The organism is Arthrobacter sp. NPDC057013, from assembly GCF_042674585.1.
GTDB lineage: Bacteria > Actinomycetota > Actinomycetes > Actinomycetales > Micrococcaceae > Arthrobacter.
This window is the reverse complement of sequence record NZ_JBHUSE010000001.1, coordinates 25,772-50,424: the sequence shown is the minus strand read 5'-3', so window position 1 is coordinate 50,424 and position 24,653 is coordinate 25,772. Positions and strand designations below refer to the sequence as shown.

At 67.5% G+C, this 24,653-nt stretch carries 19 protein-coding genes and 1 pseudogene; 13 read left to right on the top strand and 7 right to left on the bottom strand.

From position 1 onward, the window contains the following. Positions 1-45: 45 nt before the first annotated feature. Both ACFTSA_RS00220 and ssd read right to left on the bottom strand, forming a co-directional pair. Positions 46-1,185, bottom strand: a pseudogene (locus tag ACFTSA_RS00220) (TadA family conjugal transfer-associated ATPase); the annotation flags it as partial. Between the two features lie 128 nt (positions 1,186-1,313). Continuing rightward, positions 1,314-2,510, bottom strand: a complete 1,197-nt coding sequence (gene ssd, locus ACFTSA_RS00215; RefSeq protein WP_377948501.1) for a septum site-determining protein Ssd — start codon at positions 2,508-2,510, stop codon at positions 1,314-1,316. Positions 2,511-2,635: 125 nt separating this feature from the next. Between ssd and ACFTSA_RS00210 the strand changes: the two genes are divergently transcribed. Together ACFTSA_RS00210 and ACFTSA_RS00205 are read left to right on the top strand one after the other, a co-directional pair. Beyond that, complete coding sequence (locus ACFTSA_RS00210; protein WP_377948500.1) at positions 2,636-4,429, top strand: bifunctional 3'-5' exonuclease/DNA polymerase; 1,794 nt, start codon at positions 2,636-2,638, stop codon at positions 4,427-4,429. 334 nt (positions 4,430-4,763) lie between these two features. After that, entirely contained in the window at positions 4,764-4,955 is a 192-nt protein-coding gene (locus ACFTSA_RS00205) for a DUF1508 domain-containing protein (RefSeq protein ID WP_043417572.1), read from the top strand. Positions 4,956-4,971: 16 nt separating this feature from the next. Here ACFTSA_RS00205 and ACFTSA_RS00200 read toward each other — a convergent pair whose 3' ends face one another. The 3 genes from ACFTSA_RS00200 to ACFTSA_RS00190 form a co-directional block, all read right to left on the bottom strand. After that, the gene (locus ACFTSA_RS00200; protein ID WP_377948498.1) at positions 4,972-5,649 is read right to left on the bottom strand and encodes an NUDIX hydrolase; all 678 of its coding nucleotides are present in this window, start codon (positions 5,647-5,649) and stop codon (positions 4,972-4,974) included. Further along, entirely contained in the window at positions 5,646-6,470 is an 825-nt protein-coding gene (gene nth / locus ACFTSA_RS00195) for an endonuclease III (RefSeq protein WP_377949792.1), read from the bottom strand. The genes ACFTSA_RS00200 and nth overlap by 4 nt, the downstream gene beginning before the upstream one ends. A gap of 132 nt (positions 6,471-6,602) precedes the next feature. After that, positions 6,603-8,204 carry a hypothetical protein gene (locus ACFTSA_RS00190; protein WP_377948495.1) on the bottom strand — a complete coding sequence of 534 codons (1,602 nt, stop codon included), beginning with the start codon at positions 8,202-8,204 and terminating at the stop codon, positions 6,603-6,605. 402 nt (positions 8,205-8,606) lie between these two features. On the opposite strand from ACFTSA_RS00190, the gene acs reads away from it, so the two are divergent. The 5 genes from acs to ACFTSA_RS00165 all read left to right on the top strand — a co-directional run bounded on the left by acs (position 8,607) and on the right by ACFTSA_RS00165 (position 14,835). Then, positions 8,607-10,619: an acetate--CoA ligase gene (gene acs, locus ACFTSA_RS00185; protein WP_377949791.1), complete on the top strand. Its 2,013-nt coding sequence runs from the start codon at positions 8,607-8,609 to the stop codon at positions 10,617-10,619. 182 nt (positions 10,620-10,801) lie between these two features. After that, positions 10,802-12,112 carry an extracellular solute-binding protein gene (locus tag ACFTSA_RS00180; RefSeq protein ID WP_377948494.1) on the top strand — a complete coding sequence of 437 codons (1,311 nt, stop codon included), beginning with the start codon at positions 10,802-10,804 and terminating at the stop codon, positions 12,110-12,112. Between the two features lie 16 nt (positions 12,113-12,128). Beyond that, positions 12,129-13,100 carry a carbohydrate ABC transporter permease gene (locus tag ACFTSA_RS00175; protein WP_377948491.1) on the top strand — a complete coding sequence of 324 codons (972 nt, stop codon included), beginning with the start codon at positions 12,129-12,131 and terminating at the stop codon, positions 13,098-13,100. Then, positions 13,097-14,008, top strand: coding sequence for a carbohydrate ABC transporter permease (locus tag ACFTSA_RS00170; protein ID WP_377948489.1), 912 nt, complete (start codon positions 13,097-13,099; stop codon positions 14,006-14,008). The genes ACFTSA_RS00175 and ACFTSA_RS00170 overlap by 4 nt, the downstream gene beginning before the upstream one ends. A gap of 44 nt (positions 14,009-14,052) precedes the next feature. Next, complete coding sequence (locus ACFTSA_RS00165; RefSeq protein ID WP_377948487.1) at positions 14,053-14,835, top strand: DeoR/GlpR family DNA-binding transcription regulator; 783 nt, start codon at positions 14,053-14,055, stop codon at positions 14,833-14,835. Between the two features lie 12 nt (positions 14,836-14,847). On the opposite strand, the gene ACFTSA_RS00160 is transcribed toward ACFTSA_RS00165, so the two are convergent. After that, the gene (locus ACFTSA_RS00160; RefSeq protein ID WP_377948485.1) at positions 14,848-15,867 is read right to left on the bottom strand and encodes a LacI family DNA-binding transcriptional regulator; all 1,020 of its coding nucleotides are present in this window, start codon (positions 15,865-15,867) and stop codon (positions 14,848-14,850) included. A 14-nt stretch (positions 15,868-15,881) separates the two neighbouring features. Beyond that, positions 15,882-17,084, bottom strand: a complete 1,203-nt coding sequence (locus ACFTSA_RS00155) for a Gfo/Idh/MocA family protein (RefSeq protein ID WP_377948483.1) — start codon at positions 17,082-17,084, stop codon at positions 15,882-15,884. A 217-nt stretch (positions 17,085-17,301) separates the two neighbouring features. Between ACFTSA_RS00155 and ACFTSA_RS00150 the strand changes: the two genes are divergently transcribed. The 6 genes from ACFTSA_RS00150 (at position 17,302) to ACFTSA_RS00125 (ending at position 24,635) form a co-directional block, all read left to right on the top strand. Then, positions 17,302-18,258 (top strand): carbohydrate ABC transporter permease, encoded by a 957-nt coding sequence (locus ACFTSA_RS00150; RefSeq protein ID WP_377948481.1) that lies wholly within the window; start codon positions 17,302-17,304, stop codon positions 18,256-18,258. A 9-nt stretch (positions 18,259-18,267) separates the two neighbouring features. Continuing rightward, positions 18,268-19,194: a carbohydrate ABC transporter permease gene (locus tag ACFTSA_RS00145; RefSeq protein ID WP_377948479.1), complete on the top strand. Its 927-nt coding sequence runs from the start codon at positions 18,268-18,270 to the stop codon at positions 19,192-19,194. 74 nt (positions 19,195-19,268) lie between these two features. Beyond that, complete coding sequence (locus ACFTSA_RS00140; protein WP_377948477.1) at positions 19,269-20,615, top strand: ABC transporter substrate-binding protein; 1,347 nt, start codon at positions 19,269-19,271, stop codon at positions 20,613-20,615. A 134-nt stretch (positions 20,616-20,749) separates the two neighbouring features. Further along, on the top strand, positions 20,750-22,942 hold the full coding sequence (locus ACFTSA_RS00135) for an alpha-galactosidase (protein ID WP_377948475.1): 2,193 nt from the start codon (positions 20,750-20,752) through the stop codon (positions 22,940-22,942). A 134-nt stretch (positions 22,943-23,076) separates the two neighbouring features. Beyond that, positions 23,077-23,553, top strand: coding sequence for a type II 3-dehydroquinate dehydratase (aroQ, locus tag ACFTSA_RS00130; RefSeq protein WP_377948473.1), 477 nt, complete (start codon positions 23,077-23,079; stop codon positions 23,551-23,553). Between the two features lie 2 nt (positions 23,554-23,555). Beyond that, a complete protein-coding gene (locus tag ACFTSA_RS00125) occupies positions 23,556-24,635 on the top strand; it encodes a DUF2332 domain-containing protein (protein WP_377948470.1) in 1,080 nt (359 codons plus the stop codon). The last annotated feature ends 18 nt before the right edge of the window (positions 24,636-24,653 follow it).

Genomic DNA, 24,653 nt, shown 5'->3' with positions numbered 1-24,653 from the left:
GGCCTGCCCGCCACCGGGGAGCGTTCCTGTCTCCAGTGCCAGGCCCGGGTCGAGGGCCAGCCGTTGGGCAAGGACCTCCCACGCCGGCCCGGGGACCGGCCTGCCGCCTGAAATGTCCAGCGCCACGGCGACGTCGAGGCCACCGTGCCGCTCGGTCAGGATGCCGATGCACGCGACGTAGCGCCCGTGCCTCGACCGGGCCACGTGCACCACCACATCAAGGGCGCTGGCCACCTGCAGGCGGACCGCATCCTGTCCCAGCCCTGCCAGGGCTCCGAGGGCGGTGAGCCTGGCCGGGACAGCGCCTGCGGCGTTGGCGTGGATGGTCCCGCCGCCTCCGGTGTGGCCGGTGTTCATGGCCGTCAGGAGTTCGCGCACTTCGGAGCCGCGGCACTCCCCCACAATCAGCCGGTCCGGCCGCATCCGCAGGGCCTGGCGGACGAGTTCCCCGAGATCCACGGCTCCGCCTCCCTCGAGGTTCCCGTGCCGCGATTCCAACGACACCACATGCGGGTGTACCGGGTTAAGCTCCGAGGCGTCCTCGATCAGGACCAGCCGCTCCCCCGGATGGCACAGCCCCAACAGGGTGGACAGCAGCGTCGTCTTTCCGGAGCCGGTGGCTCCGCTGACCAGGAAACTCAGCCGCCGTTCCACCATGCGCTCCAGAACGCACTGAACCAGTGGCCCGAACATGCCCCCGTCCCGGAGCTCGTTCATGGTGAAGACCTGTTCCCGCCGGATCCTGATACTGAGCAGCGTGCCCGACGCCGAGATGGGCGGCAGGACGGCATGGACCCGGTAGCCGCCCTCGAGCCGCACATCGACGCATGGCGATCCGTCGTCCAGACGCCTGCCGCCGGAGGCGACCAGCCTGGCGGCAAGGGCCCTGAGCTGGGCCTCCCCCGCGAAGGCGACGGATGTCCGTTCGATGCCGCGGCCCCTGTCCAGCCAAACGGAGTCCGGGGCGTTCACGAAGATGTCCGTAACCGACGGATCCCTGACCAGGTGCTGCAGCGGTCCAAGTCCGTTGAGCTCGGCACTGATGCGTTCAGCGGCGGCGAGCGAACCCGCTGTGCCCAGCAGCTTACCGGTGGCCTGCACGGCGGCTGCCACCCGCGACGGGGTCACCGGCCCCGCATCCGCCATGACCGACTCGCGCACGGTCTCAAGAAGCCCCGCGTCCAGGACACGGGCCGCGCGTCTGCGGCCCGCAGTCTCCGCGAGCGCGGCACGGGAAGCGGGTGCCCCGGGGAACCCTGCTGAGGCGCGGACGCCAGTCTCGGCACCGGCCCCGGGCACTCCCAGATGAGCACTCACCGGAAGTCTCCCACCTGCAGGTCGCCGGCGAGGAGGCCAAGCACTGAGGAAGCGAAGCGCCGGACGCTCTTCCGCCTACCTTGGTCGAGCAGGCGCCCCAGCTCGGTGGCCGAGGCTGTGCCGCGCACCTCGGGCATCACGCCGTGCAGCGGGAGTCCCACGGATTCTGCGACGAGCGCGGCGTCCAGCGCCACGCCGGCCTTTCCCCTGATGACCAGGGCGGACTCGACGGGCGGAAGCTCCTGCAGCAGCCGGGCGGCGGCAACTGCAGCCTTCAGTTGGGCGGGGACAACAACCAGGAGGCGGTCGCAGTCCCATGCGAACGTGCGCAGCGGTTCGGCGCTGCGTCCGATATCGACGATCACCACTTCGTACCCCCGTCGGGCGGCGTCGAGGACGCCTCCCACCGTGACCGGGTCCACGAGGGGCGGCCGTTCCCTGCTCCCGGGCCAGGACAGAAACGAGAAACCTCCGGCGACGGGCAAGGCGTCCGCGAGCTGCTGCGGGTCGATGCTGCCACTGGCATCGGCGAGGTCCGGCCAGCGAAGGCCTGGGGATTCCTCCGCCGCCAAGGCCAGCTCCAGCCCGCCGCCCCAGGGATCGGCGTCCACGAGCAGAACCCGTGCACCGAGTTCAGCTGCTGCCTGCGCTAGCCACGCCGCCGCGGTGGTGGCACCTGCCCCTCCGCAGCCGCCGGTGACGAGCACCAGGCCTCCGGCCTCCGGTGAACGTGACCGGCTGAGGTACTCGGCAAGCCATGCGGCGGCGTCGGGAAGAACCGCGACGCGTTGGGCACCCAGGGCAGCGCCCAGGTGCCAGAGCGTATCCCCTTCCCCGCTCAGTCCCACCAGTACGGCTGGCGCACGGCGCCGCGGCGGAAGTTCACGGACATCGCTGCCGACCAGGACATCGGTTGCGGAATCCCAGAATGGCGCGGCCTCCGCCACGTCGTCCACCACCCGGAGCCGTCCACCGGCTGCCGCGACAATCCGTTCAACCTCGCCCCGCAGGTATTCGAAGCCCGTGACCAGCAGGATGTCGCCGCCGTCGGCGGGAAGCCAGGTTCCCGGTTCCGAACCGGCCAACGGCCCGCCCGGAGCTGGCCTGCGCGGTGCACCGGGCCCCTCACCGTCAGGCAGCGCACTGTCGGGGTCTGATGGGAGTCGCCGGTTCCGGGCGTGGTGCCTGCTCATGCAGCAACTGTGCCCAACAAGACCTGCCGCGCGTCAGGGGCGAGTGGGCGTATGTGGAAAAGCCAATGGCACAAGGCACCGGGCTGCGACGACGACGAGCACGGCGGCAGGGCAGAATTGGACATATGTATCTGTTGCTCGCCGCCCACGCCGACGGCGCAGCCATACAGCAACTCACGGCGGAGGGCCTCCCCCACCCGGATAATCCCGAACCCCGGATCGTCGGCCCTGCCCCGCACGGAGCGGAAGGACCAGCCGCCCACCCAGCCGCGCCCAACAACGGAACCGGACTGGCCGCCGTCGTCCGCGAACTCGAGAAGCGGCGCCCGCGCTGGATCTGGCACCGCACCCAGGACTGGTACCCGTCCCTGATGGCGGCGGGCGTCGACGTGGAACGCTGCTACGACCTCACCCTGTGTGGCGCCATCCTCGCGCATTCCGAGTTCACGGCGCACACCCCGTACGCCCGGAACGCCGAGAAGCTCACGCAGGACGACGATCTGCAGCCGCCGAGGCTGCTCCAGCCGCCCCCTCCGCCTGCGGACCAGGGCGCGCTCTTCGACGACCCGGGCGCCGCCACCGAACCGCGGCAGACCCTGGCCGAACTGCGCGCCGAATACGCCGCCCAACAGGAGGCCCTGAACGCAGCCGCCGGTACAGCCGCCGCGGGAACGGCGGGAGCGCCCGCCGCAGGTGACAACCGGCGGCAGCGGCTCCAACTCCTCCTCGCCGCCGAATCAGCCAGCGCCCTGGTGGCGGCGGAGATGCAGCATGCCGGCGTGCCGTGGCGCGAGGAACTGCACGAACACATCCTGGCCGAGCACCTGGGCCCCCGTCCGCCGCTGGGACACCGCCCCGCCAAGCTCGAGGCGCTCAGCACCGAACTCAGGGGCCTGCTGAACGCGCCGGCACTGAATCCGGACTCGCCGCAGGAGCTGATGCGGGCCCTGCACCGCAACGGCATCGAGGTGAAATCGACCCGGCAATGGGAGCTGAAGGGGTCCAGCCATCCGGCCATCGAGCCTCTTCTGGCATACAAGAAACTGTCGCGGCTGCATACCGCCAACGGCTGGGCGTGGCTGGACGCGTGGGTGCGGAACGGGAGGTTCCGGCCGGAATACGTGGTGGGCGGAGTGGTCTCGGGCCGCTGGGCATCGCGCGGCGGCGGGGCACTGCAGATCCCCCGCCAGGTCCGCGGCGCCGTGCATGCAGACCCGGGGCACAAACTCATCGTCGCCGACGCGTCCCAGCTGGAACCGCGTGTGCTCGCCGCCCTCGCGCAGGATTCGACCATGGCCGAGGCCGCCCGGGACCAGGATCTCTATGCGGGGATCGCGGCCAAGGGGTTCGGCGGCGACCGGAGCAAGGCAAAAATGGCCCTGCTCGGCGCCATGTACGGCGCCACCTCCGGTGAAGCGGGCCGCCTGATGCCGCAGCTCGCCAGGACCTTCCCGCGGGCCGTGGGTTTCGTCGAGCGCGCCGCCCGCGACGGCGAAGCCGGCAAGACCGTCACCTCGCGCCTGGGACGCAGCAGCCCGCCGCCGTCGGAACGTTGGTTCCTCAGCCAGCGGTCCACGTCCGCTGAGGAGCAGCGCCGGGCGGACGCCATCGCCCGTTCCCGCGGACGTTTCACGCGGAACTTCGTCGTGCAGGGTTCGGCTGCGGACTGGGCTGCCTGCTGGCTGGCGGAATTACGACGGCGGCTGCGCACCATGCGTGCCGACGGTTCGGCCACCGGGGAACTCGTGTTCTTCCTGCATGACGAGGTCATGGTCCACGCCCCTGATTCGGCCGTGGACGCCTGTATCCGGGCCATCGAGGAAGCCGCCAACGCCGCCAAGGAACTGCTCTTCGGGCGAATTCCGGTCGAGTTTCCGGTGAGCGTCGCCGTCGTCGATTCCTACGACAACGCCAAGTAGCCGCTGTCCCTCAGGCCGGCCGGACCGAAACGGGGCACTTTGAGGCGCGACACGCCGCCCGCCGCCGGAATTCACGACGGCGGAACCGCCAATGTGCCCCACGACGGCACCCGTCTGGCGCGCCTTCCGGCCAGCCTGCCGGGCGTCGCCCCAGGAGAATAGTGCCTGCCGAGTGGAAACAAAAGTCACATGGAATACACGGTTGTACCGAGTAATGTACCGGCGAGTAGTTGGCTTCGTGTGGTGTGGGCCACTAAGGTCATTGGTGGCCGGGCAGTGGCAATAAGTTGGCCCGGCACGTGTGACGAAGCATCAGCAGGGGGTTCCCACGCCAATGGCGGGCAAGTTTGAAGTTCACCAGGATAGCGATCAGTCTTACAAATTCCGTCTCATGGATGGGGACGGAAACATCGTGGCAGAGTCGCCGCGGTTCAAGAGCGTTTCGGGAGTAGTTGCAGGCATCAACGCATTGCGCGAAAACGCCGCCACCGGCCTGGTGGTGGATCTGCGGAAGTCACAGCACTAAAAAGGCGGCTGACAGCCTAGAGCTCCAGCGGGTGAAGCCTGGTCCGGTCCCACGGAACAGCCCAGGCCAGCTGGTCGAACAGCTCGTTCAGGATCATGCCCGTAAAGCCCCAGACCACCAGGCTGTTCACGGTGAATGCCGGGCTTTGGAACGTCTGGTCCAGGCGGGTCACGGCCGCCATGGTGCGGTTCTCCGGGTCCAGCAGGTCCCGGACCGGCACCCGGAAGACCTGGGCGGACTCGCCGTAGTCCACCACCCGGACCGGCGACGGCGAAGCCCACCAGGCCAGGACAGGGGTCACCAGGAAGTTTCCGCGCGGCAGGGCCAATTCCGGCAGGGCACCCAGCACTTCGACGCCGGACGGGTCCAGGCCGGTTTCCTCCTCCGCTTCCCGGAGCGCAGCCTCCACCGGGCTCTCCCCCGCGTGGATGCCGCCGCCGGGAAAGGCCACCTGTCCGGGATGGTCGTCGAGGGTGTGGGCGCGTTCCAGGAGCAGCACGTCCAGGTCGGCGGCCACGAGCGGTTTGTCGGATTCTGCGGGCACACCGTCCAGGGCTCCGAAGAGGATCAGGACGGCGGCTTTCCGGGCGACGGACTCGTCCACTGTGAGCTTGCGCCAGTAAGGATTGCGGGCAGGACCGGTCCCCGCCCGGATCGAGTCGACCAGGTCCACCAGGTCCTGGCGCGCCGTCATTGCGGCCTCCGCTGCGATTCCATCCGGATCTCTGCGGCGCGGTGCGTTTCGGCCAGCAGCTTCGACAGGAGCTCCTCGTTGCCGGGCGCCAGTTCGTACTTCAGCAGCTTCGCGGCCTTGGCGGGGTTCGTCTCGCCCGAACCGAAGCTGGGGCACCAGTTGGCCACGGCGCACGCCCCGCAGGCGGGCTTGCGTGAATGGCACACCCGCCTGCCGTGAAAAACCACCCGATGGGACAGCATGGTCCAGTCCCGGGGCTCAAACAGTTCCGCCACGTCGGACTCAATCCGGACGGGATCGTCCGACTCCGTCCAGCCGAAGCGCCGCGCCAGGCGGCCGAAGTGGGTGTCCACCGTGATGCCGGGAATGCCGAACGCGTTGCCGAGTACCACGTTCGCGGTTTTGCGTCCGACGCCGGGAAGCGTCACCAGATCTTCCAGCCGCCCGGGAACCACGCCGTCGAACTCGTCCACCACGCGGTTCGCCAGTGCGAGGAGGTTCCGCGTCTTGGCGCGGAAGAACCCTGTCGGCTTGATGATGGCTTCCAGCTCCTCGGTGTCCGCTTCCGCCATGGCGCGGGCGTCCGGGTAGCGGGAGAAGAGCAAAGGCGTGATCAGGTTGACCGTCACGTCGGTGGTCTGCGCGGAGAGCACCGTGGCCACGAGGAGCTCGAAAGGGTTCCGGAAGTCGAGCTCCGCGTGGGCGTACGGGTACTGCTCGGCCAGGGCACGGTTGATTCTGCGCGCCCGCCGTTTCAGGGCCAGGGGCGACTCGCCGGAGCGGGCCCGCGGACTGGCCGGCAGCCCGTTTTCGGCGGGGATTTCGGCGGGGACGGCATCGCCGGCGAGGGTCTCCACAGGAATCCCGTCCCCGGGAACCTCCGCCGGAGCGGGGGTCACCGGGGTTCCCGGCGTGCCGCGCCGGCGCGAAGCTGAATCGGCCACGGCGGCCGGCTAGCCGCGCTCGATGTTGCTGAGGTCGCGCAGGACGCCCACCCTGCCGTCCGTGTGCTGAACCAGGAACTCGTCCCCGCGGTCCTCGAGGGCCAGGACCCAGCCACCGGGCTCGATGCCGAACAGCGGTGCGCCGGTGCGCTCGTCGACCGCGGTCCGGTGCTGCGCCACGGCGAACCAGAAGGCCTCGTGGACCTGCTCCTGCTCGGACTCCTCCGGCCGGCTCGCGGGGTCGACGGTGGCGCCGATCGGTTCCTGCGACCGCGCCTGCTCCGGCAGGTCCACCCGCGGGTGGACGGCAGTGGCAGGCGTGGCCGAGGCCGCGCGCGCCGCCTCAGCTTCACGGGCAGCCTCCTCAGCTTCACGGGCAGCCGCGTCGGACTGGCTCTGGGCGACGGGGGCTTCCGCCGCGGGCGCCTCCGCGCCTGCCGGGACTGCTGCGAGACTTTCGGCGGCGGGGGCTTCGGCTGCCGGGGCGTTGGCGCCGGCCGTTCCTGTGCCGGCCGGGGTTGCGGCGGTGTCGGCGCCGGCTGCTCCCGCGCTGGCCGCGGCGGCGACGGTGGCTGCGTCCGGCTGGGTCTGCTCGGCTTCGGTGACCGCCGGCTGTGTGGCAGCGGCGGCCGCCTTGGCGGACCGCGCTGTCTGCGCCTGGGTGGTGGAGTCTGCGGCCGCGGAAGGCTCTGCGGCCCCGGGCACGACGGCGGCGGGTCCCGTTTCCGGCGGCGCCGCGGCGCTGCTGGCCGCGTTGGCCGCGGGCCAAACACCGGTCGCCGGTGCTGCGCCGGCAGCACCGGCAATGGGAGCTGTGGCACCGGGAATGACGGCGCCGGAGGCCCCGGTTTGGGCTGCTTCGCGCCCCGTCTGGCCGACCGCCGTCGCACCGTGGGACACATGGCCGGGGGCAACAGGGCCGCGGGCTCCAGAACCAGCAGGGGCCGCGCCGGAGGAAGAAATCCCGGGCTTGGCGGCGGCAGGCTTCGGCTCCTTGGGTGCTTTGGGCTTGCGGACCGGAACGGCCGAGTCACGCGCCATGATGTGGGCCGGCACCTCGGCGCGGTCCAGGAAGTCGCCGGCGAAGAACGGGATGTAGCGGGCCAGCACGGTGGCGGCCAGCAGCACGAGGGAACCGATCAGCGCCACGAGCAGGCTGGGCGTGTAGGCGCCGGCGACGGACAGGAAGAAGAAGCCGACTGCAAACGAGGCCACCACGGAACCGAATTGGTCCACGGAGAGGGATCCGATGCGGACCCTCGTGTCGGGGGCCAGCCGCCGGGCGGCGAACAGTGCGGCGACGATGAGCGGCAGCACTACGCCAAGCCCCAGGAAGAAGAGGCTTCCGAGGTTCCACAGGTTGTAGCGCACGGCGAACATCGGGATCAGCGATGCAATGAAGAGAACCAGGGCTGCCGCGAAAACTGTCAGGTCGCGGACGGTGAAAGGTCCAGCCACGGCCTCATTCCGCACACCCTGCTGCTTCATGAAGGTCGGCGCAGCACTGTGCGTCTCCGGCCGCCCGGAAGGTCCCGCCCCGTGCGGTGCCTGGCCGGCGCCCTGCTGGGCCGTGCCCTGCTGGCCCGGCTGGCCCTGGCTTTGCTGATTCATTCTGTTCTCCTTAGCGTGGCGGCGCCCGGACTGGCGTCCGTTGCGTAATTCCGCCCTACGGCCGGAGCCTGACCACAAGCGGTCTGGCTGCCTCCGGCCACTGTCACGAGTCCATCTCAGCCTAGCCAAGTGGAGGGTGCTTCACTAGCTGACGGGCCGCGGTGCGGCGCGCTCACAGAAGCCGCACAGCTCCCCAAAGAACCGTTCACCGCTAAATGGGCACCGTTCACGGCCCGTCATGTGACGCGGCCCACGCGCCAGTGCCGGAGGCGCTAGTCTGGTTTCGGAACAGCTCTTTGCGGTTTGTCCGCGACGGGCCGTTGTCCGCCGCCGTGCCTCGGCCGGGCAATGGCCGGGACCGGCGCACCGCGCAGCAAAGATCGATGAATGATGAGGTTCACCATGTCCCAGGACACACCCGGCTCGACGGCCACCGCTGCCACCCCCAGCCAGCAGGGCGATGCTCTTGAAAACCTGCTGCATGAGAACCGCAAGTTTGCCCCCTCCGAGGATTTCGCCGCCAACGCTGTGGTGGGTGCCGAGGTCTATGAGGAGGCGGCTGCTGACCGGCCCGCTTTCTGGGCGAAGCAGGCCCGCGAGCTGCTGACCTGGAGCAAGGACTTCACCGAGGCGTTGGACTGGTCCAATCCGCCGTTCGCGAAGTGGTTCGTCGGCGGGGAGGTCAACGCCGCGTACAACGCTTTGGACCGGCACGTGGAGAACGGCCTGGGTGACCGGGTGGCCATCTACTTCGAGGGGGAGCCGGGCGATTCCCGCTCCTACACCTACGCCGAACTCACCGAGGAGGTGCAAAAGGCTGCAAACGCGTTCGAGTCCCTCGGCGTGGCCAAGGGCGACCGGGTGGCCGTGTACCTGCCGATGATTCCCGAGGCCGTGATCACGCTGCTGGCCTGCGCCCGGATCGGCGCGGTGCACTCGGTGGTGTTCGGCGGCTTCTCCGCCGACGCGCTGCGGTCCCGCATCGAGGACGCCGAAGCCAAGCTCGTGGTCACCGCGGACGGCACCTACCGGCGCGGCAAGCCCAGCGCCCTGAAAACCGCCGTCGACGCCGCTTTGGCACAGGACGGGCACACCGTGCAGAACGTGGTGGTGGTCAAGCGCAACGGCCAGGACGTGGACTGGCACGAGGGCCGGGACCACTGGTGGGCGGACACCGTCGGGGCAGCCTCGGCCGGGCACACCGCCGTCGGGCACGACTCCGAACACCCGCTCTTCATCCTTTACACCTCCGGCACCACCGGAAAGCCCAAGGGCATCCTGCACACCACCGGCGGCTACCTCACCCAGACCGCCTACACCCACAAGGCCGTCTTCGACCTGCACCCGGAAACGGACGTGTACTGGTGCACGGCCGACGTCGGATGGGTCACCGGACACTCCTACGTCGCCTACGCCCCGCTCATCAACGGCGCCACCCAGGTCATGTACGAAGGCACCCCGGACTCCCCGCACCAGGGCCGCTGGTGGGAGATCGTGGAAAAGTACAAGGTCTCCATCCTCTACACCGCCCCCACCGCGATCCGCACCTTCATGAAGTGGGGCCGGGACATCCCGGACAAGTACGACCTCTCCTCCATCCGGGTCCTCGGCTCCGTGGGCGAACCCATCAACCCCGAAGCCTGGATGTGGTACCGGGACGTCATCGGCGGAAACGGCGGTAAGCAAAACCCCGCACCCATCGTGGACACCTGGTGGCAGACCGAAACCGGCGCCCAGATGATCGCCCCGCTGCCCGGCGTCACCGCCACCAAGCCGGGCTCCGCGCAGGTGCCGCTGCCCGGCATCGCCGTGGACGTCGTGGACGAGAACGGCGCCTCCGTCCCGGACGGGCACGGCGGCTTCCTGGTGATCCGCGAACCCTGGCCGGCCATGCTGCGCGGCATCTGGGGTGACCCCGAACGGTTCAAGGACACCTACTGGTCCCGCTTCGAAACCATGTACTTCGCCGGGGACGGCGCCAAGAAGGACGAGGACGGCGACATCTGGCTCCTGGGTCGGGTGGATGACGTCATGAACGTCTCCGGACACCGCCTCTCCACCACCGAAATCGAGTCCGCCCTGGTCTCCCACCCTGCGGTGGCCGAAGCCGCCGTCGTCGGTGCCACAGACGAAACCACCGGCCAGGCCGTCGTCGCGTTCGTCATTCTCCGCGGCGATGCAGTGGACTCCGGCGACCAAATCGTCCAGGACCTGCGCAACCACGTCGGCAAGGAAATCGGCCCGATCGCCAAGCCCAAGACCATCCTCGTGGTCCCCGAACTGCCCAAGACCCGCTCGGGGAAGATCATGCGCCGCCTCCTCAAGGACGTCGCCGAAGGCCGCGACGTCGGAGACGCCACCACCCTCGCCGACAACACCGTCATGCAGCAGATCGCCGCATCACTGAAGAAATAGGCGACTCACCCCCAGGCAGGGCCCGTCCGGAACCCCGGTCGGGCCCTGCCTTTTTGGCTCCCGCGGAGGTCCGCCGTCGGAGGACCCGCGTGTTGTTTTGCGATCTTTCCTGTTCCCTTTTGCGAGGTTATAGTCAGTGATATGTGACAGATGTCACAAAGCTCCATTCCCCGGGAGAGATCATGGCACCACATCCGGAAGCGTTCACCAGCGCTCGGCCAGCCCGGCGGACATTCCTCAAAACAATGGGCATCAGTGCTGCCGGCCTGGCCGGTGTGCCGCTGTTGGCGGCGTGCACCGGAGGCAGCGGACCTTCCGCAGGGGGCTCGGAATCCTCCGGCCTGACCTTCGGCTCCGGCTCCTCAGACGAAGTTCCCAAGAAGGCGTACCAGGCAGTCGCCGACGCGTTCACCCAGAAGACGGGCAAGACGGTCCGCACCAACGTGGTGCCGCACAACGACTTCCAGAACAAAATCAACTCCTACCTGCAGGGCTCACCGGACGACGCCTTCACCTGGTTCGCCGGCTACAGGATGCAGTTCTATGCGGGCAAGGGGCTCCTGGCCCCGGTTGATGACGTCTGGGGCAAGATCGGCGGCAACTTCTCCGATGCCCTGAAGAAGGCCTCCACCGGTCCGGACGGGAAGATGTACTTCGTCCCCAACTACAACTATCCGTGGGGCTTCTTCTACCGGAAGAGCGTGTGGGCCGACAAGGGCTACCAGGTGCCGGAAACCTTCGATGCCCTCAAGACCCTGGCGGCGAAGATGAAGGCCGACGGCATCATCCCGATCGGGTTCGCGGACAAGGACGGCTGGCCCGCCATGGGCACCTTCGACTACATCAACATGCGCCTCAACGGTTACCAGTTCCACGTGGACCTGTGTGCCCACAAGGAGTCCTGGGACCAGAAAAAGGTGACAGACGTCTTCGACACCTGGTCCGCCCTGCTGCCCTTCCAGGACCCTGCGGCCCTCGGCCAGACCTGGCAGGATGCGGCTCGGGCGCTGGCGGCCAAGAAGACAGGCATGTACCTGCTCGGCTCGTTCGTCACGCAGCAGTTCACCGATCCCGCCGTTCTGAAGGACATCGATTTCTTCGCCTTCCCGGAGATCGCCGCGGAGGGGCGCGATGCGGTGGAGGCACCCATCGACGGGCTGCTGCTGTCCACCAAGGGCGGGGGGAACGCGGCCGCGCACCAGTTCATGGAATTCATCGGCACCCCCGAGGGACAGGACGTCTACGCCTCGGTGGACGCCTCCAACATCGCCACGGCAAAGGGTGCGGACACGTCCAAGTTCACGCCGCTGAACAAGAAATGCGCGGACACCATCGCGCAGGCGAAGTCCATCAGCCAGTTCTTTGACCGCGATGCCCTGCCCGCCATGGCCAACAACGTCATGATTCCGGCCCTGCAGACCTTCCTCAAGGACGGCAAGATGGACGTCAAGAACCTTGAGGCGCAGGCGAAGTCACTCTACGCGGCCCAATAGCGGCCGGGGACCTCCCATGAGCACAACAGCACGAGACCTCGTGCCGCCGGAGTCCCGGGAACCCTCCGGGGCACCGGCGAAGCGGGTCCGCAGCGGAAAGGTCCGCCGGCTCTCCACCCGGGACAAGGCCGTCCTGTCCCTCATGGTGGGCATTCCCACGCTCATCCAGCTGGTGTTCGTGTGGCTGCCCACGGTCATGTCCATTGGGCTGAGCTTCACCCGCTGGAACGGCCTGTCCCTGACCGACATCCGGCCGGCGGGTGCGGACAACTACCAGTACATCTCACAGGACTACCCGCCGTTCTGGCCGGCCATCCAGCACAACCTGCTGTGGCTTGCCTTCCTGGCCCTGGTGGCCACCCCGCTGGGACTGCTGCTGGCGGTGCTCCTGGACCAGCAGATCCGCGGCAGCAGGATCTACCAGAGCATTTTCTTCACACCCGTGATGTTGTCGCTGGCGCTGATCGGCATCATCTGGCAACTGTTCTACCAGCGGGACAACGGCCTGCTGAACTTCCTGCTCGGAACGTCAGGGACGCCGCAGGCCGTCGACTGGTTCGGGGACTCCTCGGTGAACATCTGGGCAGCCATGATTGCCGCCACGTGGCGGCACGCCGGCTACGTCATGCTGCTGTACCTGGCGGGCCTCAAGGGCGTGGACCCCAGCCTGAAGGAGGCCGCCGCGATCGACGGCGCCAGCGCGGCGCAGACGTTCTTCCGCGTGGTGTTCCCGGCCATGCGGCCCATCAACATCGTCATCGTCGTCATCACCATCATCGAGTCGCTGCGGGCATTCGACGTCGTCTATGTCATCAACCGCGGCACCAACGGCCTGGAACTCCTCAGTGCCCTGGTGATCCAGAACCTCGTGGGCGAAGGCCAGGTGATCGGCGTCGGCTCCGCCCTGGCGGTGGTCCTGCTGGTCATCTCCCTAGTGCCCATCGTGTTCTACCTCAGCCGCACGTTCGGAAGGGAGAACAGGGCATGAGCACCGCCGCCTCCCCCGGCACAGCCATGACCGGGCACGACGGACGCTCCGGCAGCAAACCGAAGCGTCATTACGGCACGCATATTTTCCTGACGGCCATGGCGGTCATGTGGCTGATCCCCCTGCTCTGGGCCGTGTTCACCGCGCTGCGGCCGATCGCCTCGACCAACGAGCATGGCTACTTCAGCGTGGCCGGCGACTTCAACTTCGACAACTTCATCCAGGCCTGGTCGCAGGGCGGCTTCGCCAAATACCTCTGGAATTCGGTGATCATCTGCGTTCCGGCGGTCCTGCTGGTGCTCTTTTTCGCGTCCATGATGGCGTTCGCCGTCAGCCGGGTGAGCTGGAAATTCAATATCACGCTGCTCATCATGTTCACGGCGGGGAACCTGCTGCCGCCGCAGGTGCTGGCCGCACCGCTGTTTGAGATGGCCAAGCATTTCCAGGTGCCCTACTCCTTCAGCGATTCGGGCAACATGCTGAACACGTACATCATCGTCATCGCGGTGAACATGGCGTTCCAGATGGGGTTCTGCACCTTCGTGCTCTCCAACTACATGAAGGCGCTCTCCGCGGACCTGACCGAGGCCGCGCTCGTAGACGGTGCCGGCATCTGGCGCCAGTACCGGGAAATCATCATGCCGCTGTGCCGGCCGGCCTTCGCGGCCCTGGCAACGCTTGAGGTCATCTTCATCTACAACGACTTCTTCTGGCCACTGCTGTTCATCCAGAGCGGCGACCGGCTGCCCGTCACCACCGCGATCAACAACCTCCAAGGCGAGTTCCTGAACAACTACAACCTGCTGGCGGCCGGCGCGGTCATCACGGTCATCCCCACCCTCATTGTCTATCTGCTCCTGCAACGGCAGTTTGTTGCAGGCCTGACTCTTGGTTCCAGCAAGGGCTAGGCGATGATGGGCAGTACGAGGTTTCATCCAGAGAAAGGATCCCGATGCTTCCCGCGGCCCGCCACCAGTCCATAGTGGACGCCGTCCGGCGCGAGCGGGTGGTCCGCGTGTCGGACCTCGCGCAGCAGCTGGGCGTGTCCCTGATGACGGTCCGCCGCGACATCGAGATGCTGGAGGAAAGCGGCCAGGTGGAGCGGATCCACGGCGGCGCCAAGCTGCCCGGCGATGCCAGCACGCATGAGCCCGGGTTCGAACTGAAGTCGACCCAGCTCACCTCCCAGAAACGCGCCATCGCACTCGAGGCCGCCGCCCTGGTCCACGAGGGCATGGCGGTGGCCCTCAGCGCGGGCACCACCACCTGGGCGCTGGCCAAGGAACTCGCCAACGGCCCCCGGATCACCGCGGTGACCAACTCGGTGAAGATCGCCGACCTCTTCCACCATGCCTCCGCGTCGGGCTCCGGGCGCCACGCCTCAACGGTGATTCTCATCGGCGGCGAGCGCACGCCGTCGGACGCCCTGGTGGGTCCGATCGCGACGGCGGCGCTCAGCCAGCTGCACCTGGACCTGCTCTTCCTCGGCGTGCACGGCATGGATGCGGACGCCGGCTACACGACGCCGAACCTGCTGGAGGCCGAAACCAACCGCGCCTTCATCGCAGCTTCGCGGAAGGTGGTGGTCCTGGCGGACCACACCAAGTGGGGCACCCAGGGCATCAGCACCATCGCCAAACTGGAGGAAGCCGACGAGGTGATCTGTGATTCCGGGCTGTCCCCCGACGCCCAGCGGATCCTCCGCGACCGGGTGGGCCGGCTTCGGCTCGTTTAGCTCTTGGCGTGCCTACGGGCAGCCGCAGGACTGCCTGACCAGTAGCTTCGTCGGGAAGACGCGGTGCTGGGCAGGCTCGCCGCGGTCCGCTCCGACGAGCGCCCGGACGGCGGCCTCCGCCATGTCCCGCACGGGCTGCTCCACGGTGGTCAGCATCGGCCAGGAGTACTCGGCGTCCTCCGACCCGTCGAAGGAGACCAGCGCAATGTCCTCCGGGACGGACAGGCCGGCCTCGTGGAACGCGCGGAGGATGCCGATGGCCTGCATGTCGGAGCTGGCGAAGACGGCGGTGGGCCGGTGTCCCGACGCCAGGAACCGCTTCCCTGCGGCGTAGCCGCCCACCCGGGTGAAGGCGCTGCGGGCAATGGGGCCTTCCGGCAGACCGGCGCCCCTGAGCGCCTGCACCCAGCCCTCTTCGCGGGCATCCGCTTCGTTGCCGGTGGTGGTGCCCATGGCCAGGCCGATGTTCGTGTGGCCATGGCCAATCAAATGCTCGACGGCGGTGCGCGCCCCCTTGGCCAGGTCCACGCCCACCGTCGTGACCCCGGCCGAACTCCCGCTGTGGCTCAGGAGCACGGACGGGATCTCGGCGGTCTCCAGGTCGGCCAAATCCGGTTCGAACAGGACGCTGGCCAGCACCACGCCGTCCACCTGCCGGGCGGCCAGGTTCCGGATGTTCCGGCGCTCCTTGGCCAGGTCGCCGTCCGAGTTGGTCAGTACCAGGGCGTATCCCAGCGCCCCTGCAGCGTCCTCCACCGCGTGGGCCAGCATGGAGAAGAACGGGTTGCTGTTGTCCGGGATGACCAAACCGATCGTTTCGCTGGACCCCAGTTTCAGGGCCCGCGCAGCCGCGTTGGGGCGGTAGCCGAGCTGCCGGATGGCCTCCTGGACCTTCGCCTGGGTGGCGGGCGCCACCTTCTTCGGCCCGCCATTCACGACGTAGCTGACGACGGCGGTGCTCACCCCGGCGTACCGGGCAACATCCTTGCGGGTCACCTGGGTCCGCGGGGCGGGCACTGCCGGAATCGTCATAGTGTCCATGCTAGCTACAGCGCGGCCGGAGCATCGCCGAAGTCGCGGATGGGAAGGCGTTCGCCGTTGCGCCGGGCGGATTCATGGGCCACAATGCCGGGCAGGGTGTAGCGCGCGGCCGTCCACGCATTGACCGGGGGCAGCGAGCCCGTATTCACGGCTGTGACAAAGTCATCCACGAGGAACTGGTGGCTGCCTTCATGGCCGTTGGGTGCACCGCGGAACTCGTCCGGCAGCCTCCCGCTGTCATGCACCGGCGCCAGCCCGGACACGAAAGCATCCCGGAGTTCCGGCGCCACATTGGCGAGCGACGGATCATCCAGGGGCACGCTGGGCCGGGACTCCATCTGCTCTGAGATGTCGTGGACGTTCGTCTTGTCCTGCCACACCGTCACCTTGGCCAGCTGCTCGAAACTGGCTTCGGTGCCGAAGAAGCGGAAGCGGGACTCCCGGATGTGCGAGGGGTAGCCCACCCGGCGCATCTCGTTGGTGCGCATGGCACCGCCGTCGTTCAGTTCAAAGAGGGCCGTGGCGTTAGAGAAGTCGTTCCCGAACATGCTGATGTCCTTGTCGAACACCCCGTCCTGGCGGTCATCTTTCACACCGACGCAGCTGACGCTGACGGCGTGCGCCGGCAGGGCGCCGAGGACGCCGCCGATCGCGTGGGTCGGGTACAGCATGGGCGGGTAGCTGGCGGTTTCCTTCCAGCGCTCCCCGCCGCTGTACTGGTAGGCGTCGTAGAAGCCCAGGTCCATGTCGTGGACGTAGTCGCCTTCCGCGTAGAACACCCGCCCGAACCGGCCGGCCGCGTGCTGCTCGCGCGCATAGACCGTGGCCGGGTTGTAATAGCTGGTTTCACCCATCATGTAGACGTTCCGGGTCTCCCGGACGGCGTCGATGATCTTCGCGATTTCGTCCTCGGTGACGGCCATGGGCACGGCCGAGTAGACGTGCTTGCCGGCCCGGAGCGCCCGTTCCACCAGCGGTCCGTGCGTCCACCGCTGCGTGAAGATGGCGACGGCGTCGACGTCGGACGCCAGCAGCTCATCGAAGGTGCCGATAGAGCCCGCGAGGTCATACTGTGCCACTGCCTCGGCCGCACGGTCCGCCCGCTCGTCCACGACGAAGACCTCACTGACCCCGGGGTGGAGGTTGAAGAGATGGGCGAACTGGCCACCGAACTGCCCTACGCCGACTACTCCGATTGAAAACGCCATTGTTCCTGCCTTTCAGGATCCCGGGCGGCACCGTGTTTCCGGCGCTCGTACATGTTTGCGCCACAGTCTTACACCGAAATCTACTCGAGTCAACGCATGCAACGTTGGAGAAGCGTGGCCCGGCAGCTGCAGGGAAAATATTGCTTGCACAGTTTTATCTACTCGTGTAGATTCGTGGTCAATTGTTAGGTCCATCACAAACTAGGAAGGGTCGACGATGACCACCCTTACTAAACAACTTGATCCGGCGCCCGCCGGCGGGAAGCACAAACCGCAGCGGCAAGGAAAGGCCTCTGCAGGCTTCCGTGGCACTGGTGATCTCAAGACCGCGCTTCTCTTCATTGCCCCCGCGCTGATCGGCTTTGCGCTCTTCTATCTGGTGCCAACGATCCGGGGCATCTACCTGAGCTTCACGGAATACAGCATCCTCGGCGACCCGGAGTGGATCGGGACCAAGAACTACGAGCGCATCGCCAAGGACCCGCTGTTCTGGAATGCCCTGGGAGTCACCGGTCAGTACGTCGTCATCAACATCGTCCTGCAGACCGCTTTGGCCCTGGGCATCGCGCTCCTGATGCACCGGGTAGCGAAGTCCACTCTCATCCGTGGCGCCCTCTTGATGCCGTACCTCATGGCGAACGTCATCGCGGCGCTCCTCTGGTTCTGGATGCTCGACTACCAGATAGGCATCATCAACCAACTCATCGAATGGCTCGGGCTCCCCCGGGTGGCCTTCTTCGGCAGCGAACAATGGGCCATCCCCACCCAGGCACTCATCAACACTTGGCGGCACATGGGCTACACCGCTTTGCTGATCTTCGCGGGCCTGCAGTCGATCCCCAACAACGTCTATGAAGCCGCCAGCATCGATGGCTCCAAGGGTGTTAGCACGTTCTGGCGGATTACGCTCCCGCTGCTGCGCCCCGTGCTCGTCCTTGTCCTGGTGGTCACGGTAATCGGCTCCTTCCAGGTCTTCGACACCGTCGCCGTCACCACCGCCGGTGGTCCCGTCAACGCCACCCGCGTGCTGCAGTTCTACATCTACCAGCGCGCCTTCAACGAACAGGACTTCGGCTACGGCTCGGCCCTGGCCGTCATTCTCTTCCTCATCCTTGCCCTCGTGGCCTTCATCCAGATGAAGTTCCTGCGCGGCAACCAGTCGGACCTGGACTAAGGACACGCTATGACCACCCTCACCTCCTCCAAAGCCGGCGTTCGCCGTCGGCCGTCCAACCGACCGTTCAACTGGCGCCGCACCCTCGCCTGGGTCCTCATCTCCCTGGCCATCGCCGTCAGCGTCCTGCCCTTCTACTGGGTATTGCGCACGGCATTGTCCACCAACGGCTCCCTCGCCGCGAACTCCGCAAGCCTGCTTCCGGCTGACTTCAACCTCGGCGCCTTCAAGCGCGTCTTCGGCCTCCAGACCGCCGCCGAAGCCATTGCGGAGGGCGGTTCGGGTGCCTCGATCAACTTCTGGCAGTACCTCTGGAACTCGCTGCTGTTCTCCGGCATCACCACCGCCGGTGCCGTCTTCTTCAGTTCGATGGCCGCCTATGCCTTCGCCCGGCTCCGCTGGAAGGGCCGCGACGGCGTGTTCTCGCTCTTCCTCGGCACCATGCTGGTCCCGCCGATCTTCACCGCCCTGCCCAACTTCCTGCTCGTGAAGAACTTGGGGCTGCTCAACACAATGCTCGGCATGGTGCTGCCCTATTTGTTCATGACCCCGTTCGCGATCTTCTTTATGCGCCAGTTCTTCCTGAATATGTCCCGCGAGGTCGAAGAAGCCGCAATGCTTGACGGCGCGAAGCATTGGCGGATCTTCTTCCAGATCGTCATGCCCAACGCCGCCGCGCCGATCGCAACCCTCGCCCTCTTGACTTTCATGGGCCAGTGGAACGAGTACTTCTGGCCACTGCTCGTGGGCACCAGCGAAGAATCCCGCGTCCTCACCGTGGGCCTGGGTGTCTTCAAGTCCCAGTCCCCGCAAGGCGCTCCCGATTGGTCCGGCCTGATGGCGGCCACGCTCGTCTCGGCCACACCAGTGCTGATCCTCTTCGCGATCTTCGGCAAGAGGATCGTCAACTCCATCGGCTTCAACGGCACCAAATAGCAATCCACCCCGCTCGCCCACCGGTCCGGCACCTAGCCGGCCATCCCCAACCCTGTCCCGAAAGGACCCACACGATGATGAAAAAGAAGGCATTCGGCGCGGTCGCCGTAGCCGCCGCCGCTGCCCTGGCAATGTCCGCCTGCGGAAGCGGCAGCGGCGGGGAAGCCGCCAAGGGTGAAATCAATTACTGGCTCTGGGACGCCAACCAGCTTCCCGCCTACCAGCAGTGCGCCACGGACTTCCACAAGGCCAACCCGGATATTACCGTCAAGATCACCCAGACCGGGTGGGATGACTACTGGGGCAAGATCACCAACGGCATGGCCTCCGGCACCGCTCCGGACGTCTTCACGAACCACCTGGCCAAGTACCCGGAGTTCCTCAAGACCAAGCAGCTGGTGGCGCTGGACGACGCGGTGACCAACGACAAAGTTGATCTTTCCCAGTACAACGAGGGCCTCGCTGACCTCTGGGTGGGTCAGGACGGCAAGCGCTACGGCCTGCCGAAGGACTGGGACACTGTGTCCCTGTTCTACAACAAGAAGATGGCAGCCGCCGCCGGGCTCTCCCCCGAGCAGATGGGCTCCCTGACGTGGAACCCGGAGGACGGCGGAACGTATGAGAAGGCTATTGCCCGCCTGAGCGTCGACAAGAGCGGCAAGCGCGGCGACGAGCCCGGTTTCGACAAGAACAACGTGGCCGTCTACGGCCTGGGCCTGGAATCCTCCGGCGGTGAGAACGCCGGCCAGACCCAGTGGAGCTTCCTGTCCGCCACCACCGGCTGGACCACCACGGACAAGAACCCTTGGGGCACTCACTACAACTACGACGACAAGCGCGTCCAGGACACCATCGCCTGGTGGTCCTCCCTGGCCGAAAAGGGCTATATGCCCAAGCTGGAGACCACCGTTGGCGCCAATGTGGCGGACAATTTCGGCGCAGGCAAAGCAGCCATCAATTCCTCCGGTTCCTGGATGATCGGCCAGTACTCCGGCTACAAGGGCATCGACCTCGGCATCGCCCCCACCCCCAAGGGCCCCGACGGAAAGAACGCTTCCATGTTCAACGGCCTGGCCGACTCCGTCTGGGCCGGCACCAAGAAAAAGGACGCAGCCATCAAGTGGGTTGAGTACCTCGGCTCCGCAGCCTGCCAGGATGTCGTGGCTTCCAAGGCGGTAGTCTTCCCCGCCATCAAGACTTCCTCGGACAAGGCCGCGGCTGCGTTCAAGGCCAAAGGCGTTGACGTCAGCGCGTTCACCCAGCACGTGAAGAACAAGACCACGTTCATGCTTCCCATCACGGACAACGCAGCCAAGATAGCGGGCATCCTCAAGCCCGCCATGGACGGCGTGGTTGCCGGCAAGACCCCTGCCAGCACCCTGACCTCAGCGAACGAGCAGGTCAACTCCCTCTTCAAGTAGGGGCCCGACAGGACGAGAATCAAAGTCCAGGCATCCACACAGCACCATCCCTGCGGGGCCGGAACAGCGCAACGGCGCCCGGCCCCGCAACACCCCACAATACCTATCTGCTTTTTCACGAAAGAGACTCACCTATGGATCCCCTGCACCTCCGTTCCACCGGCACCAGCCTGGTGATCAGCTTCAACAGCGGGGAGGCCGAGGTCATCCACTGGGGTGCCGACCTTGGCGGTGAACTTCCGGACCTGTCCATCCTCACGCCGGCCATCCCCAACTCCGCGGTGGACGTCACTGTCCCGGCCGGGTTGCTCCCGCAGGCGTCCTCCAGTTGGCGCGGCCGGCCGGCCCTGCGCGGCCACCGGATTTCCGACGGCGTCTCCGGACTCGACTTCTCCGTTCGCCTGCGCGCCGTGCACGCCACCGTTAACGGCAGCTCCGCCGTCGTCGTCCAGCAGGATGCCGACGCCGGCATCACCGTCGAATCCACGCTCACCATTCACGACGGCGGCCTGCTGGAACTGCAGCACACCGTCACGAACACTGGAACCACGCCCTTCCAGCTCGACGAACTGGCCGCCGTCCTCCCGGTGTCTCCCGACGCCGTCGAACTTCTGGACCTGACCGGGCGCTGGTGCCGGGAACGGCACCCGCAGCGCCGCCCCATCCAGCAGGGCACCTGGGTCCGCAGCGGCCGGCACGGCCGCACCGGGCACGACTCCTCGCTGCTCTTCGCGGCCGGCACCGCAGGGTTCGGCAACCGCCACGGCCGGGTCTGGGCCACGCACCTTGCCTGGAGCGGCAACCACGAGCAGTTTGCGGACACCCTCGCCGACGGGCGCACCATGATCGGCGGCTCCGAGCTGCTGGGCCCCGCCGAGGTCATCCTTGAGCCCGGCGCCGGCTACGCCACGCCCAAGCTCTTCGCCGCATATTCGGACCGCGGCCTGGACGGCATCAGCGAGGCGTTTTACAGCTGGTTCCGTGCGCGGCCGCACCACGTTCTCCCGGCCACGGGCGGCGGAAAGCCGCGCCCCGTGGTGCTCAACACCTGGGAGGCCGTCTACTTCGACCACAACCTGGACACCCTGCTCGAACTCGCGGACTCGGCCGCCGACCTCGGCGTGGAGCGCTTCGTCCTCGACGACGGCTGGTTCCGCGGCCGCCGCGACGACACCGCCGGCCTGGGCGACTGGTTCGTCGACGAGACGCTGTGGCCGGACGGGCTGACGCCGCTCATCGAGGCCGTCACGTCCCGGGGCATGGAGTTCGGCCTGTGGGTGGAACCCGAGATGATCAACCTCAACTCGGACGTCGCCCGGGCTCACCCGGACTGGATCGTAGGGCCGGCCGCTGTCTCGCACAAGGACGGCGGACGGCTCCCGCTGGCCTGGCGCAACCAGCACGTCATCGACCTGGTGAACCCTGAGGCGTGGCAGTACATCTTCGGCCGGATCGACGCCCTCCTGCGCGAAAACAACATCAGCTACCTTAAGTGGGACCAGAACCGGGACCTCACCGAGCACGGGCACGCCGGACGCTCCTCCGTCCACGAGCAGACCCTCGCCGCCTACCGCCTGTTCGAGGAGCTCCGGAAGGCCCATCCCGGCGTCGAGATTGAGAGCTGCTCCTCCGGCGGGGCGCGCGTGGACCTCGGCATCCTGGACCGAACGGACCGGCTCTGGGCTTCGGACTGCAACGACGCCCTGGAGCGGCAGACCATCCAGCGGTGGACCGGCGTCGTGGTTCCGCCCGAACTGGTGGGCGGCCACATCGGCCCCACCACCTCGCACACTACTGCCCGCACCCACGAGCTGTCCTTCCGCGCCATCACCGCGCTGTTCGGCCACTTCGGCATGGAATGGGACGTGCGGGAGGTGCAGGGCGGGCAGCGCGAAGAGCTCAAGCGCTTCATCGAGCTGTACAAGGAACACCGCGGGCTGATCCACAGCGGCCGGATGGTGCGGGCCGACGTCCCCGACGACTCGCTGATGCTCCACGGCGTGGTGGCTGGTGCTGCCGGTTCCGGTTCCGCTGCTACAGGCTCGACGGCGGCGCTGTTCGCCCTGGTGAGCACGCGCACCTCGTTCGCCGAGCTGCTGGGGCGGGTGGCCCTGCCAGGGCTGGACGCGGCACGCCGCTACCGGGTTGAGGCCATCTTCCCGGCCCCGGTGGACGCCGACTACGGCCACACCTTCACCCAGATCCAGCCGCCTGCCTGGCTGGCGTCGGGGGCGGAAGCCAGCGGCTGCTTCCTGGCCGAGGTGGGCCTCCCGATGCCCAACATCAACCCGGAGCATGCGCTGGTTCTGAAGGTCACGGCCCTCTAGACGCGCAACTTAAGCCCCGCACCGCCGGCCCTCCAGCCGGCGGTGCGGGGCGCCGTGTTTCCGCAACGGCGCGTTTCCGTAACGAAAGCCCTGCCCTCGAAAGACCCGCACGCCGACGCGATAGATTGGCAGTCATGACTGAAGCCCCCTCCGCCACCGAAGCCGGCCGCGGCACCATCCTCGTCCTCAACGGCCCCAACCTGAACCTCCTCGGCACCCGCGAGCCGGAAAAGTACGGCACGGCCACGCTGGCCGACGTCGAACAGCTCGCCAAGGACGCCGCCGCCGCCCGCGGCCTCGACGTCGAGTGCTTCCAGTCCAACCATGAGGGCGCACTGGTGGACGCCATCCATGCTGCCCGCGGCAAGGCCATCGGCATCGTGCTGAACGCCGGCGCGTACACCCACACCTCGGTGGCCATCCGCGACGCCATCTCAGCGGTGCAGCTGCCCGCGGTGGAAGTCCACATCACCAACGTGCACGCCCGCGAGGAATTCCGCCACCACTCCTACCTCTCGGACATCAGCAAGGCCGTGATCGCCGGAGCCGGGATCCTGGGCTACCGGTTCGCCGTGGAGTACCTCGCCGACCTGAATGCCGGCAAGGCCTGATCATGCCGGCGGCGGGGTCCGCAACCGGCTCCGGCACCGCAGAGTGGTACCGGCATTTCGGCACGGTTGATGCCCCCGGCTCCTCGCCCTGCTACGCCGACTGGTCGCTGCACATCGCCGACGATCCCGGACTGATTGCCAGGATCGACGAATGGCCGTACAACAAGCGCCAGCCGCTGCTGATGCTCGCCGCAGCCCGTTTCCTGGGTGCCAAGGTCTCCCCGTACCCCGAGTTCCGCAGGTTCCTGGACGGGCACTGGGACGAGGTCTCGCGCACCGTCATGTCCCGCGCCACGCAGACCAACGAGGTGGGCCGCTGCGCCACCCTGCTTCCCTCGCTCGCGGCCATCGCGGCCGGCGAGAGCCGGCCGCTGGCACTGATCGAGGTGGGCGCCTCCGCCGGACTCGCCCTGTTCCCGGACCGCTACAGCTATGAGTTCGACGACGGCTCGTCAGTTACCCGTTTGGGTCCCGTCCCGTTCGGCGAACTGCCGGGCGGGCCCGGGAAAATTCCGAACGCGGCCAGCGGACTGCCGGAGCCTCCCGTCCTGCGCTGCCGGACCGCCGGCCCGGTTCCGCTGCCCGACAGCTTGCCTGAGGTGGTGTGGCGGGCCGGGATCGACCTGAATCCGCTGGATGTACAGGATCCCGACGACGTCGCCTGGCTTGAGGCGCTGGTCTGGCCGGAGCAGGAATTCCGCCGCGAGCGGCTGCGCCGGGCTATCGCGGTTGCGCGCGAAGCTCCGCCTCTGCTGGTGGCCGGCGACCTGAATGAGCAGTTGCTGCCACTGGCCGGCCAGGCGCCGGCCGAGGCCGCGCTGGTGGTGTTCCACAGCGCCGTCATGGGTTACCTCAGCGCCGACGGGCGGTCCAGGTTCCGGGCGGCCATGCAGGCCCTGACAAAGGACCGGGGTTGCCACTGGCTGTCCAACGAGGGCGAGACGGTGATCATTCAGGAGGACGGCTCCGCCGTTGTCCCTGAGATGGACCCCGGCCGGCTCCGCGGCAACTTCCTGCTGCTGCACAACGGCCAGCCGGTGGCCATCACTGGCCCGCACGGTCAAAGCCTGGACTGGCTGTAACCTGCTGTGTGCTGACTG

Coding starts and splice junctions, on each gene's coding strand:
- ssd (WP_377948501.1), bottom strand. CDS start 2,510: ATGAGCAGGCACCACGCCCGGAACCGGCGACTCCCATCAGACCCCGAC.
- ACFTSA_RS00210 (WP_377948500.1), top strand. CDS start 2,636: ATGTATCTGTTGCTCGCCGCCCACGCCGACGGCGCAGCCATACAGCAA.
- ACFTSA_RS00205 (WP_043417572.1), top strand. CDS start 4,764: ATGGCGGGCAAGTTTGAAGTTCACCAGGATAGCGATCAGTCTTACAAA.
- ACFTSA_RS00200 (WP_377948498.1), bottom strand. CDS start 5,649: ATGACGGCGCGCCAGGACCTGGTGGACCTGGTCGACTCGATCCGGGCG.
- ACFTSA_RS00190 (WP_377948495.1), bottom strand. CDS start 8,204: ATGAATCAGCAAAGCCAGGGCCAGCCGGGCCAGCAGGGCACGGCCCAG.
- acs (WP_377949791.1), top strand. CDS start 8,607: ATGTCCCAGGACACACCCGGCTCGACGGCCACCGCTGCCACCCCCAGC.
- ACFTSA_RS00180 (WP_377948494.1), top strand. CDS start 10,802: ATGGCACCACATCCGGAAGCGTTCACCAGCGCTCGGCCAGCCCGGCGG.
- ACFTSA_RS00175 (WP_377948491.1), top strand. CDS start 12,129: ATGAGCACAACAGCACGAGACCTCGTGCCGCCGGAGTCCCGGGAACCC.
- ACFTSA_RS00170 (WP_377948489.1), top strand. CDS start 13,097: ATGAGCACCGCCGCCTCCCCCGGCACAGCCATGACCGGGCACGACGGA.
- ACFTSA_RS00165 (WP_377948487.1), top strand. CDS start 14,053: ATGCTTCCCGCGGCCCGCCACCAGTCCATAGTGGACGCCGTCCGGCGC.
- ACFTSA_RS00160 (WP_377948485.1), bottom strand. CDS start 15,867: ATGACGATTCCGGCAGTGCCCGCCCCGCGGACCCAGGTGACCCGCAAG.
- ACFTSA_RS00155 (WP_377948483.1), bottom strand. CDS start 17,084: ATGGCGTTTTCAATCGGAGTAGTCGGCGTAGGGCAGTTCGGTGGCCAG.
- ACFTSA_RS00150 (WP_377948481.1), top strand. CDS start 17,302: ATGACCACCCTTACTAAACAACTTGATCCGGCGCCCGCCGGCGGGAAG.
- ACFTSA_RS00145 (WP_377948479.1), top strand. CDS start 18,268: ATGACCACCCTCACCTCCTCCAAAGCCGGCGTTCGCCGTCGGCCGTCC.
- ACFTSA_RS00140 (WP_377948477.1), top strand. CDS start 19,269: ATGATGAAAAAGAAGGCATTCGGCGCGGTCGCCGTAGCCGCCGCCGCT.
- ACFTSA_RS00135 (WP_377948475.1), top strand. CDS start 20,750: ATGGATCCCCTGCACCTCCGTTCCACCGGCACCAGCCTGGTGATCAGC.
- aroQ (WP_377948473.1), top strand. CDS start 23,077: ATGACTGAAGCCCCCTCCGCCACCGAAGCCGGCCGCGGCACCATCCTC.
- ACFTSA_RS00125 (WP_377948470.1), top strand. CDS start 23,556: ATGCCGGCGGCGGGGTCCGCAACCGGCTCCGGCACCGCAGAGTGGTAC.